The organism is Starkeya nomas (assembly GCF_902703545.1).
GTDB lineage: Bacteria > Pseudomonadota > Alphaproteobacteria > Rhizobiales > Xanthobacteraceae > Ancylobacter > Ancylobacter moscoviensis.
In genome coordinates this window covers 3,984,310-3,997,016 of the sequence record NZ_CACSAS010000001.1, presented here as the reverse complement: position 1 = coordinate 3,997,016, position 12,707 = coordinate 3,984,310, and the positions used below count along the sequence as shown (strand labels likewise).

The window sequence follows — 12,707 nt, the reverse complement described above, 5'->3', positions numbered from 1 at the left end:
TCAGTGCCTCCCGGGATGCGCGAGCAGCAGCCCGTCCTCGGGCCGGAAGCCGACATTCAGCCTCTCGCCCGCCACCGGCAGCGCGACGCCGGTGCTGGCGCCGATGCTCGCCGTCACCTTCTGGCCGGTCCGTGCCCGGAGCGTGACGTGGGTGACGCTGCCTTCATAGGCGACGTCCAGCGTCTCACCCTCGAAGCCGCCGGTCGAACCGCTGTCGTGCAGTGTCAGCGCTTCCGGACGGACGAACAGCAGCGCTTCCTCGCCGACCGCGAGGCCGACGGGATTGCGGCCCCTGAGCGTGCCGAGCGGCGTGTCCAGCGTCGCCAGCCCCTCCTCCGCGGCGGTGATGCGCCCGCGGATCCGGTTGTTCTCGCCCACGAAGGAGGCGACGAACGGCGTGCGCGGCTCAGCATAGACGGCCCGCCCGTCGCCCACCTGTTCGATCACCCCAGCATTCATCACCGCGATGCGGTCGGACATGGTGAGCGCTTCGCCCTGGTCGTGGGTGATGTAGATGAAGGTGATGCCGACGCGCTTCTGGATGGCGCGCAGCTCGGTGCGCATGTGCTGGCGCAGCTTGAGGTCGAGCGCCGAGAGCGGCTCGTCCAGAAGCAATACCGACGGCTCGACGGCGAGCGCGCGGGCGATGGCGACGCGCTGCTTCTGGCCGCCGGAGAGTTCGGAGACCTTCTTGTGCCCGTGCTCGGCGAGCGCGACCTGGATGAGCAGGTTCTTCACCTTCTCGTCGCGCTCGTGCCTGGGCACGCCGCGCACCCGCAGCCCGTAGCCGATGTTCTCGGCCACCGTCATCATCGGGAACAGCGCGAGGTTCTGGAAGATCAGGGCGGTGGGCCGCTTGTTGGGGCCGATGCCCTTCATGTCCTGCCCGGCGATCTTCACCCGCCCGCGCGTGGGCTCGATGAAGCCGGAGATGGTGCGCAGGAGCGTGGTCTTGCCGCAGCCGGACGGCCCGAGGAAGGAGAAGAACTCGCCCGGTTCGATGGTGAGGTTGGCGTCCTTCACCGCGACGAACTCGCCGAAGGTGATGTTGACGCCCTCAAGCTCGACGGCTGCGGCCATGCGGTTTCCTCAATACCGGGGAACAGGCGAGCGGGCGGCGTTCCGTCCGCTCGATGGTCGCGTATTAAGCCGGCAAAATAATCACGCCGCCTTGAACTTCTCGGCGTACTGGGTGCGCAGCTCGGCGTACCACGACGGCTCCGGCGGGCGGTTCCAGAGGTTGTCGAGCGCGTTGCCGGGATAGGCTTCGGCGAAGTTCTTCTTGGCGACCTCGGAGAGGAAGGCGTCCGCGCCCTTCACCACCGGGTTGTAGCCCGAGCCGTTGGCGACCATCGCCGAGATCTCCGGCGTGTGGATGAAGTTGATGAACTCGTAGGCCTGCGCCGTATTCTTCGCCGCCTTGAGCAGCGACCAGCCGTCGATCCAGGCCACCGCGCCTTCCTGCGGCGCCATGTAGGCGACGGGCTTGCCGTCCTTCTTCAGCGACAGCGGCGGGCCGTCCCAGGTCTGGCCGATGACGCAGCCATTCTCCATGAAGCCGGACTTGGTGTTGTCCGCCGAATCCCAGAACTGCTTGACCTGTCCCTTGTTGGCGATGGCGAATTCGAGGATCGGGTCGTAGATCTTCTTCATCGTCGCCTCGTCCTTGAAGGCGTCGAGCATGCGGTTGGACGGCAGCTTGCCGGTCTTGTCCCACCACAGGCCGATGCCGAGCAGCAGCGAATGCGGGCGGCCCTGCATCTTGCCCTTGAACTCCGGCGCCCACAGCGTGCCGTAGGAGAGCTTGTCGTAGGTCAGGCCGGGCGCGAGGTCGGTGCGCCAGGCGATGGCCTCCGAGCCCCAGCAATGCGGCACGTGGTAGAGCCCGCCGTCCCAGGTCCACACGCTGGTGGAGCCTTCCAGCATCGCCGGCAGCACGTTGTCGAGCTTCAGCTTCGCCGTGTCGTAGGGCGCGAGCACGCCGAGCTCCTGGAATTGCGGGGCGCGGTCGCGGGTGGGGGCGCACAGGTCGAAGCCCTCGCCCTCGGTCGCCTGCAGCTTGTTGATCTGCTCCTCGTTCTGCGAGAACGGGGTGGAATTGACCTTGATGCCGGTCTTCTTGGTGAATTCGGGGATCACCGGCTCGGGCAGCTCGTCCGCCCAGTTGAGGATGTTCAGTTCGCCCGAGGAGGAGAAGGCGTCGCGCACCAGATAGGGGCCGGCGGCGGCCATGGTGCCCGCAGCGAGGGCGCCCTTGAACAGAACCCGTCGGGTGAAGGTGCGGGCGGCGAGCAGGGTTTCGATCGACGAGTTCGGAGCGTCTGGCTTCTTCGTCACGGCTGTCCCCTCGTGAATGCCGCCCCGGTGGCTTGGGATCTGCGGGCGGTCGGATCGGGGGGAAATCGAGCAGGAAGCATGCCAGCGCCGCCGCCGCGCTGCTGCGTTGCACAAAGGCGACGGATCGCTTGGACCGAGGCGACAGGGCGGCCCGGCTCCAGGCGCGGAAAGGGTTCGCGCGCCGTCCTCTGGCGCCGTTTTGATCACGCTGCATCGCGGCGATGCACGCGGATCGGGCGCGGTTCGCTCTCCCACGAAAGCCGCCGGCTTTCATTCGCGCCTCGGCAGCCCCGGCCGCCCCTGCTCAGCCGAGCGCGGCGACGATCTCCCCGGCGAGGCGGTGCAGCTCGTCGCGGTGGCCGGTGCGGCCGGCGGGTGCGCCGGCGTCGGAAGTCATGACCAGCGACATCCCCCGCGCCGGCACCACATACAGCATCTGCCCGCCATAGCCCCAGCCGTAATGCGTCGTCACCCCGGCGATGTCGCGGGTGAACCAGCCATAGCCGTAGCCGTCGCCGGTGAAGCGCGAGCGGGTGCGCACCTGCCAGCATTGCGCGATCCACTCCTGCGGGATCACCTGGCGGCCGGCGCGGTTGCGCCCGCCATTGCGGGTGCATTCGGCGAAGGCGAGCAGCGAGGCGGGCGTCATCGCCATCTGGTTGCCGCCGAAATAGAGGCCCTGCGGGTCGCGCTCCCAGCTGGCGATGGAAAAGCCCTCGATCGGCCCCAGCCAGTCCCGCGCCAGCGCCAGTGTCGAGCGCCCGGAGGCGCGGGTGAGGATGGCGGAGACGAGATGGCTGGAGCCTGTGGAATAGAGCATCTGCCCGCCCGGCGCGTCGACGAAGGGCCGGTCGAGCGCCGCCCGCACCCAGTTGCGGCTGGCGATCCACGCGCCGTAATGCGGCCCGGAGGTCCGCTCCAGCCCCGCCTGCATGGAGAGCAGGTGGCCGAGCGTGATCGCGTGGAGGCGCGGGTCGGGATCATCCGGCAGGTCGGCCTCCAGCAGCGGGGCGATCTTCTGGTCCGTCCCCTCCAGCACGCCCCTGTCGATGGCGATGCCCGCCAGCATGGCGAGGATGCTCTTGGAGGCCGACTTGATGTTGGCCGGGCGCTCCGGCGAGGCCCCGCGATAGCTCCGCGCGATGAGCCGGCGCCCGTCCTTCATGACGAGCACGGTGCGCAGCGGTTCGAGCGCGGCGGCGCGGTCGAGGATGGGGGCGAGGGCCTCCGCCGGGGCGGCTCGGGCTTCGGGTGCGGAGGGGATCTCAGGCGTCGCGCCTTGAGCGCGTGCGAGGCGTGGGGTCAGCAGCAGGAGCGGGGCGGCAAGCAGGGAGCGGCGGTGCATGAAGAGGAGGATAGGGAAGGACGGCAGGAGGTGGGGTCACGATGGGGGGAGTCCGTTTTCGTCCCGGAGAGATAATTCGAAATTCAACTCAACCCCTACTTGCGCACGCATTCCGAGTGATTACCTGACGAGATGCTTGGATTAGAAGGAGTGGGTATATGGCGAAGTCGACAGAAAGAGAGATTGCCCTCGGCGTTTGTAAGTACCTTTCGACTCTTCCTGATGGCGTGGCTACGTTGCGCTCAATTCGGCGAAATCTTCCTATCTTCATCCCTCTTTCGGCTGAAGATCGAGCTCCGTCTTCAACCCGAAAAGGTGAAGAGATGTGGGAGCAACAAGTTCGAAACATTATATCCCACAGAAAATCTCAAGGAAATTTCATTCACGACGGATATTTAGATAGGATGCCTTATCGTCTTTCTCTCACTGAATCTGGACGAGCCATAATTTAACTTGTCAGATGCGCATTTTTTTGTACCCCGGCTTGAACCAGCGGAGTTCGGTGCCTCGCGGAGCGTCTTTGTCCCATACAAACCACGCATAGGCAGTTGTACCCGAACCTTTCTGTACGGCCCCGGCGGGATAAAATGTGATGCGTTCGCTGAATACCCAGACGCGGCTGGGGGGGCTCTTATCGAAAATTGTGTTGGCGCGATTTGCGCCCTCTAAGAATGCCAATCTCAGAAGTAACGCAAACTTCTTACGTGAATTTCTGAGTCCAGAGCGGACGAACCCTTCTGCACTATTATAAGGAGGATTTGTTATGATGTTATCAGAAATCTTGGGCGTGGAAAGGAAGTCAATACCGGTCTCCCCATAACCACGCTTGTATAAGTCAGAACTAAAAACGTTGTTCGCGCCCTGTGCTTTCTCAAGTACGCGGGACATGGCGCCATTGCCGCACGCACATTCCCAAATATTTCCATCGAAACGCTCGTTGTCGACCAGTGCGAACGTTGCCCAAGGGGGCGTCGGAAAAAAGTCGGGACCATCGAGATCAGCGAATCTCTTAAGCGTCGGTTTATAGCCGCCACTGAGATTATAGGTCGCGTCCATGATTCGCCTCCTGTTGAAAGAATAGGTGAATCATATAGTTAATGCCGCATTAAGAAGTATCGAAGCACCTCTCATTACCTACCCCCCACCCGCGATCACCAGATCGTCCCGGTGCACCATCGCCGTCCGCCCCTCGAAGCCGATGAGTTCGGCGATCTCGTCGGATGAGCGGCCCTTGATCTTCTCCGCGTAGTCGTGGTCGTAGGCCACCAGCCCGCGGCCGATCTCGGCGCCGTCGGGCCCGCGCAGCACCACGGCGTCGCCGCGCTGGAAATCGCCTTCCACCCGCTTCACCCCTGCCGGCAGCAGCGAGGAGCCACGGCGCAGCGCGGCGACCGCGCCGGCGTCGAGATGCAGCACGCCGCGCGGCTCCAGCGCCCCGGCGATCCAGCGCTTGCGCGAGGCCACCGGGTTGGCCGGGGCGAGGAACCAGGTGCAGCGGGCTCCCGTCTCGACGGCGCGGATCGGGTTCTTCACCTTGCCGGAGGCGATCACCATGTGCGCGCCCGCCGTGGTGGCGATCTTGGCGGCCTCGATCTTGGTCTTCATGCCGCCGCGCGACAGCTCCGTGCCGGCGCCGCCGGCCATCGCCTCGATCTCCGCCGTGATGCGCGGCACCACGGGGATGAAGTCGGCCGAGGGGTCGTCGTTCGGCGGGGCGGTGTAGAGCCCGTCAATGTCGGAGAGCAGCACGAGCAGGTCCGCGCTGGTCATGCCGGCGACGCGGGCGGCGAGCCGGTCATTGTCGCCGTAGCGGATTTCCGAGGTCGCCACCGTGTCGTTCTCGTTGATGACGGGAACGACCTTCAGCTCCAGCAGCTTGGCGATGGTGGAGCGGGCGTTGAGGTAGCGCCGGCGCTCCTCGGTGTCGCCGAGCGTGATGAGGATCTGCCCGGCGGTGACGCCCTCATGCGCCAGCGCCTCCGACCAGGCACGGCCGAGGGCGATCTGCCCCACGGCGGCGGCGGCCTGGCTTTCCTCCAGCTTCAGCGGCCGCTTCGGCAGCTTCAGCACGTTGCGCCCCAGCGCGATGGCGCCGGAGGAGACCACCAGCACCTGCTTGCCCTCGCGGTGCAGGTTCGCCACGTCCTCGGCCAGCGCCGCCAGCCACGCATGGCGCAGCGCCCCGCGCGTGGAATCCACCAGCAGCGCCGAGCCGACCTTCACCACGATGCGGCGGAAGGAGGAAAGCTGCGGCGCCGGCGCGCCGGCGGCATCGGCGGCGGCGTGCAGGGCGGCTTCGAGCGGCGAGGCGGGGCGGTTCATCGGGCGGCGGCTTCGGGTTGCGGAAGGGGAGAGGGCCATGGGGCGCTGGCGCGCTTCATACGCCGATTTGCCGCCGCGTGCGCGGGAATTTCACGCAGCAGAGCTGGCGGAGCATCGTGCCGCCTTCGGGCGATACGCCCGGCGCAAGGCCGTGGATGCGGGCGCGCGTCGCGGCCGGGATGTGAAGCAAAGCTCCGTCATGCCCGGGCCCGGCCCGGGCATCCACGCCTTCGCCTGTGCCGGGAGCCGTTCAGCCAGTTCCCTCACCCCGACCCTCTCCCCCACGGGGAGAGGGAGCAGGCGGCCGCTATCCCCGCCGGGGCGTCCACCGTTCGGCGCCGGGAAGAACAGGCTCCCTTGCGACGCGACCTCACGGCCGCCAGGGTTCGGCGACTTCCTTCGCGACTTCCTCGGCGCGGCCCTCGTCGATGATCGCCATCAGCGCGCGCAGCGCCTCGCGCACGCCCTCGCCCGACTGGGCGGAAAGCGCCAGCGGCTTCTTCTTCGCCGCGCGCTGCAGCCGGGCGAGCTGGGTCTTCAGCGTCTCCTCGTCGAGCGAATCGATCTTCGACAGCGCGACGATCTCGGGCTTCTCGGCCAGCTCGTGGCCATAGGCCTCCAGCTCGGCGCGCACGGTCTTGTAGGTCTGGCCGGCATGCTCGCTGGTGCCGTCGACGAGGTGCAGCAGCACGCGGCAGCGCTCGATATGGGCGAGGAAGCGGTCGCCCAGCCCCACGCCCTCATGCGCGCCCTCGATGAGGCCGGGAATGTCCGCCAGCACGAATTCGCGCCCGTCCACCTTCACCACGCCGAGCCCAGGATGCAGCGTGGTGAAGGGGTAGTCGGCGACCTTCGGCTTGGCGGCCGTGGTGGCGGCGAGGAAGGTGGACTTGCCGGCGTTCGGCAGCCCGACGAGGCCGGCATCGGCGATCAGCTTCAGCCGCAGCCAGATCCAGCGCTCCTCGCCCGGCAGGCCGGGGTTGGCGCGGCGCGGGGCCTGGTTGGTCGAGGTCTTGAAATGCGCGTTGCCGAAGCCGCCATTGCCGCCCGAGAGCAGCCGGACCTTCTGGCCGACCTCGGTGAGGTCGGCGAGCACGGTCTCGTCGTCCTCGTCCAGCACCTCGGTGCCGGCCGGCACCCTCAGCACCACGTCGTCGCCCTTGGCGCCGGAGCGGTTGGCACCCATGCCGAAGCCGCCCTTCTTGGCCTTGAAGTGCTGCTGGTAGCGGTAGTCGATGAGCGTGTTGAGGCCGTCGACGCACTCGATCCACACATCGCCGCCGCGCCCGCCGTCGCCGCCGTCCGGCCCGCCGAACTCGATGAACTTCTCGCGCCGGAACGAGAGGCAGCCCGCCCCCCCGTCACCGGAGCGGACATAGATCTTGGCCTGGTCGAGGAATTTCATCGGTCGGACGCTCAAGCTTGGGCCCCCGCCCGTGCGGGAGCCCGTTCAGGATAGCAAAATCACCGGCACAAGATCACCGATCAGTGCCGGGTGGTGTCGATGTCGTGCCGGCGCGGCGGCTGGGTGGCGCCCCAGGCCCGCAGCGAGGTCCACAGGCGGCGCTCCAGCCGGAAGCGGTCGACCGGCACCGAGGCGCCGATGGCCCGGACCCGGGCGAGCCCGACGCCGGTCCACTGGAAGCCGCACTTCTCCAGCACCCGGCGCGAGGCCGGATTGACGACGCGGGCAGAGGCGATGAGCGCCTCGAGCTTGCGGTCGCCGAAGGCGTGGTCGACCAGCGCCCGCGTCGCCTCGGTGGCGATGCCGTGGTCCCAGTAGGGCTCGCCGAGCCAGTAGCCGATCTCCGGCGCATCCTCGTCGCGGCGCACGAAGCCGCACATGCCGACGGGAATGGGCGGGCCGAAGCTCGATTCCCCCTCGCCGCGCAGCGTGGCGTCGTTCTTGAGGAAGATGGCGAAGGTCGCCGCCTGCGGGCCGCCCGGCAGGTTGGCGACGAAGGCCGCCGCGTCCGCCATGCCGTAGGGATGGGGAATGTTCGCCGTCATCTCGGCGACCTTGCGGTTGTCGGCGAGCTCGGCGATCCACGTCATGTCCTCGATCCGCGGCACGCGCAGGATGAGGCGGCCGGTTTCGAGGACGGCGATACTGCTCTCGGCAAGAGCGGACCCGGGGGGCGCTTCGACGATGGTCATGGAGGGTCTCCTGGGGGCCTGAACGACGAAGGGGAGGCGGTTTCCTCGCCTCCCCTGTCGGGTACCCGGGACGCCCTCAAGGGCATTCCAGAAATCCTACCGGTCGGGCGAGACCGGCGGGATTTCAAGAAATCTCACCGGCTTATTCGGCGGCCTCGGCGGCCGGGACGACGGATACGTAGGTTCGGGAGTTGGCTTTCGTGCGGAACTCGACTCGGCCGTCGGTAAGCGCAAAGAGGGTATGGTCCTTGCCCATGCCGACATTGACGCCGGGATGCCACTGCGTCCCGCGCTGACGAACGATAATGTTGCCGGCCACGACCTTCTCGCTGCCGAACTTCTTCACGCCCAGACGACGGCCGTCCGAGTCGCGACCGTTGCGGGAGGAACCGCCTGCTTTCTTGTGAGCCATGGTGCTCTCCTGTTCTTACCTGCTGGCGGTCTCAGGCGCCGGCGATCGAGGTCACGCGGACGACGGTGAAGTCCTGGCGGTGACCGATCTTGCGACGCGAATTCTGACGACGGCGCTTCTTGAACGCGATGACCTTGTCGCCGCGGGTGTGCTTGACCACCTCGACGGTGACGGAGGCGCCGTCCACGAGCGGGGCGCCGACCTTCGGGTTGTCGCCGCCCAGCATGAGCACCGGGAGGGTCACGGACGACCCGGCCTCGGCCTCGATCTTGCCGACGGTGACGACTTGATCGGGAGCAACGCGATACTGCTTGCCACCCGTCTTGATGACCGCGAACATGTTCTGTCCTTTCGTTCGAGCCCGGTCTCTGGCCTCGCGCCATGCGCTCGGCTCGGACCGGCTTCTTTCGGTCGGTTGGGTTTGATCGCCGCGCGACGGAGGCAGGGCACCCATCACGCAGCGCCCGGCTCATAGCGGCCGGTGGGGTCGGTGTCAAGAAAAAGCCCGGCAAAGCGTGATTTCCGGCGGGTTCCCGCCGTCCGGCCCCGTGGCGTCGGGTCGCTTTCCTCCCCGTCACCCCTGCCGCGCGCTTCCAGCGGGCTGGGCGGAACGGGCGGGGAGAATGTGGCCGGGCGCGCGGCTCGGTACTTGTGCGGGCGGCGGACCTCGGCTATTGAGCCCCCGCTCCACGGCGCGGACGGACTTCCGCGCCTCGTGCGCGGAGAGGTGCCGGAGTGGTCGATCGGGGCGGTCTCGAAAACCGTTGTGCGTGCAAGCGTACCGTGGGTTCGAATCCCACCCTCTCCGCCAGCCATTCACGTAATTGATATCACTGAATATTCAGCCTCTGGCGCGTTGCGAGAGCCGCCGGAAAGCGCGGCACGTTTCCGGTTCATGGTTGTCTCCATGGCGCCGGACCTGACTCGGAAAAGGGCCGCCGAGGTAAGGCCCTTGGGGATATTCTCTCGCGTGCGGCGATGCAGTCCGGTTTCGCGAGAAATGAGCGCACCACCGGTTTGAACCGCGAACTTGCCGGGCAGGATTGCCGGAATACCAATCGGCGTCCGGTATGGGATGTCGTCTTGGTTTTGCGCTCGACGCGCTGCTCGGCGCAGCGGCCTCCCGGCGACGCTGGCACGGCTGTTCTGGCGCTGAGCGCCTTCCGAAGCGGGCATACTGGAAGTCAATCGACCGAACCCAACCTGCCTTCGCCGCGCTCGGCACGAAGCTGAGGGAGATTGGGCAGCCCCGAGATGGCACGACGCGGCGCCCGGACATGGCGTGAGCGTGATGGACGTCGTCTACCGCAACCCGGATTGCCGCCAAGCGGATCAGGCGTCGCAAAGATGAAGGCCCGCTTTGTGGCGTTCTCGCCGAAGTCCGGTTCCAGCGCGTTGCAGCCGGACGGCGTGAACTGGCTGGAAGACTGGCGACAGATTACCGATCATCCGGGGCCATGGCGCTTGTCGAATGCAAGCGATTCCAGGCCATTTCCGACGGTCCCGTCGCTGTCCCGCCATTCATCCCCGAACGCGCCGGCGATATTCTCCTGGGGTAACACCGACGCATTGGCGGAAAACCGTCGTCAGATGAGCCTGGCTTGAGAAGCCGCAAGCTAGCGCTATGTCCACGAGCTTTTCGTCGTTCCGGCGCAGCAGCGCACGAGCGCGTTCGATGCGCCGCACCAGCACGTAGGAATAGGGCGAGATGCCGACCGTTTCCTGGAAGCGCCGAGCAAAATGATACACGCTCATCCCGGCGACAGCGGCGAGTGACGACAGCCGCAGATCCTGGTCGATGCCATCCTCGATGTAATCGACGACGCGGGCGATTCCCCTGGCGGGGAGCTTGCCGAACGGTCCGTGCCCGTTTCGCTCGCCGTGGCTCGACAGCCGCCGGAGGAATGTTTCGGCGAGGATCAACGCCCAACTGTCGAGAAGGAGGTTGGTCGGCTCGCTCGCGGAGGCTCTATGCCGAATGCGATCCAGCCGACGGCATAGCTGGGCGCCCGGTACGTCGGCGGGCATCCGCAGATGATCGTGGGTGAGCTCCCTTCCGAACAGCGAAGCGCAAACCATGCCCTCAGATCGAAAGGAAGATGGAACTGCACGAAGCTTACCGGCTGCTCGAAGCGCCATTGCGCGCCCTCGAACGGCAGCATGGATACCAGCCCCGACGGCGCGGCATCGCGCCAGGCCGTTGCCGGGCTCGTTCGCAGTGAAGCACTGACGAATGTCGGGTCGCCCTCCTGCGGAGAATCCTCGATGGTCGAGAACCAGTAGCTCATCTTGAGCGACGTCGCCGTCGCGGCACCGATCGTGCGTACCGGCGCAATCAGATGGTCTCTCCAGTAACGCGGCACGTGCGGGGAATAACTCGCCCTCCAGGACGCGAAGCCGGCGCCTCCGTCATCGCCCCTCTTGCCGTCGATCTCCTTCCAGGCGTCTTCGAATTTCAACGCCCGTGCTCCAGGCTGCCGTGACGCATTTTGGCCGCCCGAAATTACACCATCGGCGGCCTGCCAGGAAGCCGAGCCAGGACGGCCCCCATCCCATGCGACGAGCCGCCGACGCGCTCCGCTGGAAGGTCGGCGAGATCGGGAAAATCCGATCGCCATCGAAGCGTTGGCGCGGCAAAGAGCAAGATTCTGTAAGACGCGCCAGCCGCGGTACCATAGGTGTCCGAGGTGGAACTTTGCCTGTTCAGCGCCGAGGAATGGCGGCGCGATGCAGCGGCGAGAGCGCCCGGCCACTGTCGAGAGCAACGGAGCACCTTGGGCAAGTTCCGGGAGAGGGATGATGGAAAGCCAGGGACAGGTTTCAGGGGGCCTCGACCGCCGGGACGCGCTGAAAACCGCGGGTACGGCGCTGGCCTCGGCCACAGGAATGACGGCGCCGTCCGCGGCGCAGGGGCAGGAGGCAGGATCGCTCAAGTCCGGCGAGCGACCGATCGGCCAGCGGCTGCGAGGCGTTCAACATTTCGGCCTCACGGTCCAGAACATGGAGCGAGCCTTCACCTTCTACACGGAGGTGCTGGGTGGAACCGAGGTGATGCGCGATGGCGATTTCCAAGGCGAACGGATCCACAACACGCTTCTGACCGGCCCGGAAATCGAAGCTCGCGCACGCGGCGTCAACCCACGCACGATGGGTATTCCCGACCTGCGCGGCGGCGCGCAGCGGCTTGATGTACGCTTCATCCAGTTCGACAATGTCGTGATCGAACTCCTGCAGTATCGCGATGCCGACCAGCCGATGGGCGGAGCACGGGCATTCGCCGAGCCGCTCGATCACATGAGCCCGGCATTTCCGCGAATGATGCATATCTGTTTCCACATCCGCGACGATGTCGATTTCAACCAGTTCATCGCCGACCTCGAGGCGGAATCCGGCCGGCGCGGGATGACGAATGTCCGCGCGAACCGCATCGTGACCGTGGCGAACGAGGCCGAGCGTCGCGCAACCCCGCTCGAAGCCAACTCCAACGGAATCACCGAAGGCAAGTCGGACGGATGGCGCTTGATCTACTGCACCGGCTCGGAAGGCGAGCAGCTCGAGTTCGTACAGGCACTGGGTCCGGTCAAGCAGACCTTCGACGACGCGCTCGAGGCGCGGCGCAAGATGGTGTCGGCAGCGCGCTGAGCGCAAGGAGACCGGCCATGCCCCGCAAGCTCCCATCCCGTGCAGCGCCGGCAGCATTGGTCGCGGCCGCGCTCCCTGCAGGTGCGACCGCCCGAGGGGCTGACGGCGTGCGCTATGCCGACATTCCCGCCGACGCCTATGCCGTCGTGGCCCAGCTTCGCGCCAAGCCGGGCAAGGAGGATGCCCTGCGCGCGATCACGCTACCGCTCGTGGCACAGGTACGCGCCGAGCCGAACAACCTGCTCTACTTTCTCCAGGAGAGCCGCGAGACGCCCGGACATTTCATCTTCACCGAGATTTTCGCCAGTCAGGCCGATTTCGAGGCACATAATCGAACCCCGCATGTCCGGGCTTGGTTCGCGCGCCTGCCGGACCTCGCCGATGGCGGGGTCAGCGTGATCCGCATGGGCATTCTGGAGAACACGGCTTTGGGGCGCTGACGAAAAGAGGTTCGGGGGCCTGCCAACTCCATCGGAACGCCAGCTTTCAGGC

Annotated in this window: 13 protein-coding genes and 1 tRNA gene; 3 read left to right on the top strand and 11 right to left on the bottom strand. The window is 66.5% G+C overall.

Annotated features, from left to right (window positions below; genetic code table 11):
- The 9 genes from STARVERO_RS18865 to rplU form a co-directional block, all read right to left on the bottom strand.
- Complete coding sequence (locus tag STARVERO_RS18865) at positions 1-1,080, bottom strand: ABC transporter ATP-binding protein (protein WP_159600764.1); 1,080 nt, start codon at positions 1,078-1,080, stop codon at positions 1-3.
- A gap of 81 nt (positions 1,081-1,161) precedes the next feature.
- A complete protein-coding gene (locus STARVERO_RS18860) occupies positions 1,162-2,337 on the bottom strand; it encodes an extracellular solute-binding protein (RefSeq protein ID WP_244616821.1) in 1,176 nt (391 codons plus the stop codon).
- A gap of 304 nt (positions 2,338-2,641) precedes the next feature.
- Positions 2,642-3,682, bottom strand: coding sequence for a serine hydrolase domain-containing protein (locus STARVERO_RS18855; RefSeq protein WP_159600762.1), 1,041 nt, complete (start codon positions 3,680-3,682; stop codon positions 2,642-2,644).
- Between the two features lie 456 nt (positions 3,683-4,138).
- On the bottom strand, positions 4,139-4,738 hold the full coding sequence (locus tag STARVERO_RS18850; RefSeq protein ID WP_159600760.1) for a hypothetical protein: 600 nt from the start codon (positions 4,736-4,738) through the stop codon (positions 4,139-4,141).
- A gap of 78 nt (positions 4,739-4,816) precedes the next feature.
- Positions 4,817-6,004: a glutamate 5-kinase gene (proB, locus tag STARVERO_RS18845; protein ID WP_159600758.1), complete on the bottom strand. Its 1,188-nt coding sequence runs from the start codon at positions 6,002-6,004 to the stop codon at positions 4,817-4,819.
- A 370-nt stretch (positions 6,005-6,374) separates the two neighbouring features.
- The gene (gene obgE, locus STARVERO_RS18840; protein ID WP_144341328.1) at positions 6,375-7,409 is read right to left on the bottom strand and encodes a GTPase ObgE; all 1,035 of its coding nucleotides are present in this window, start codon (positions 7,407-7,409) and stop codon (positions 6,375-6,377) included.
- Positions 7,410-7,489: 80 nt separating this feature from the next.
- The gene (locus tag STARVERO_RS18835; RefSeq protein ID WP_144341327.1) at positions 7,490-8,161 is read right to left on the bottom strand and encodes a GNAT family N-acetyltransferase; all 672 of its coding nucleotides are present in this window, start codon (positions 8,159-8,161) and stop codon (positions 7,490-7,492) included.
- 142 nt (positions 8,162-8,303) lie between these two features.
- Entirely contained in the window at positions 8,304-8,573 is a 270-nt protein-coding gene (gene rpmA, locus STARVERO_RS18830) for a 50S ribosomal protein L27 (protein WP_144341326.1), read from the bottom strand.
- 31 nt (positions 8,574-8,604) lie between these two features.
- Positions 8,605-8,913: a 50S ribosomal protein L21 gene (gene rplU, locus STARVERO_RS18825; protein WP_144341325.1), complete on the bottom strand. Its 309-nt coding sequence runs from the start codon at positions 8,911-8,913 to the stop codon at positions 8,605-8,607.
- Between the two features lie 381 nt (positions 8,914-9,294).
- Between rplU and STARVERO_RS18820 the strand changes: the two genes are divergently transcribed.
- Positions 9,295-9,384: transfer RNA gene (locus STARVERO_RS18820), tRNA-Ser, on the top strand.
- Positions 9,385-10,094: 710 nt separating this feature from the next.
- Here STARVERO_RS18820 and STARVERO_RS18815 read toward each other — a convergent pair.
- Positions 10,095-10,496, bottom strand: a complete 402-nt coding sequence (locus STARVERO_RS18815; protein WP_159600756.1) for a helix-turn-helix domain-containing protein — start codon at positions 10,494-10,496, stop codon at positions 10,095-10,097.
- Complete coding sequence (locus STARVERO_RS18810) at positions 10,493-11,032, bottom strand: hypothetical protein (RefSeq protein ID WP_159600754.1); 540 nt, start codon at positions 11,030-11,032, stop codon at positions 10,493-10,495. The genes STARVERO_RS18815 and STARVERO_RS18810 overlap by 4 nt, the downstream gene beginning before the upstream one ends.
- A 340-nt stretch (positions 11,033-11,372) precedes the next feature.
- Here STARVERO_RS18810 and STARVERO_RS18805 point away from each other — a divergent pair, with 340 nt between their 5' ends.
- Together STARVERO_RS18805 and STARVERO_RS18800 are read left to right on the top strand one after the other, a co-directional pair.
- The gene (locus tag STARVERO_RS18805; protein ID WP_159600752.1) at positions 11,373-12,215 is read left to right on the top strand and encodes a VOC family protein; all 843 of its coding nucleotides are present in this window, start codon (positions 11,373-11,375) and stop codon (positions 12,213-12,215) included.
- Between the two features lie 17 nt (positions 12,216-12,232).
- Positions 12,233-12,655: a putative quinol monooxygenase gene (locus STARVERO_RS18800; protein WP_159600750.1), complete on the top strand. Its 423-nt coding sequence runs from the start codon at positions 12,233-12,235 to the stop codon at positions 12,653-12,655.
- Positions 12,656-12,707 lie beyond the last annotated feature (52 nt).

Excerpts from the sequence above, each read along its gene's own strand:
- STARVERO_RS18855 (WP_159600762.1), bottom strand. The coding sequence starts at position 3,682 with ATGCACCGCCGCTCCCTGCTTGCCGCCCCGCTCCTGCTGCTGACCCCA.
- rplU (WP_144341325.1), bottom strand. The coding sequence starts at position 8,913 with ATGTTCGCGGTCATCAAGACGGGTGGCAAGCAGTATCGCGTTGCTCCC.
- STARVERO_RS18850 (WP_159600760.1), bottom strand. The coding sequence starts at position 4,738 with ATGGACGCGACCTATAATCTCAGTGGCGGCTATAAACCGACGCTTAAG.
- STARVERO_RS18835 (WP_144341327.1), bottom strand. The coding sequence starts at position 8,161 with ATGACCATCGTCGAAGCGCCCCCCGGGTCCGCTCTTGCCGAGAGCAGT.
- STARVERO_RS18800 (WP_159600750.1), top strand. The coding sequence starts at position 12,233 with ATGCCCCGCAAGCTCCCATCCCGTGCAGCGCCGGCAGCATTGGTCGCG.
- obgE (WP_144341328.1), bottom strand. The coding sequence starts at position 7,409 with ATGAAATTCCTCGACCAGGCCAAGATCTATGTCCGCTCCGGTGACGGG.
- rpmA (WP_144341326.1), bottom strand. The coding sequence starts at position 8,573 with ATGGCTCACAAGAAAGCAGGCGGTTCCTCCCGCAACGGTCGCGACTCG.
- STARVERO_RS18805 (WP_159600752.1), top strand. The coding sequence starts at position 11,373 with ATGGAAAGCCAGGGACAGGTTTCAGGGGGCCTCGACCGCCGGGACGCG.
- STARVERO_RS18865 (WP_159600764.1), bottom strand. The coding sequence starts at position 1,080 with ATGGCCGCAGCCGTCGAGCTTGAGGGCGTCAACATCACCTTCGGCGAG.
- proB (WP_159600758.1), bottom strand. The coding sequence starts at position 6,004 with ATGAACCGCCCCGCCTCGCCGCTCGAAGCCGCCCTGCACGCCGCCGCC.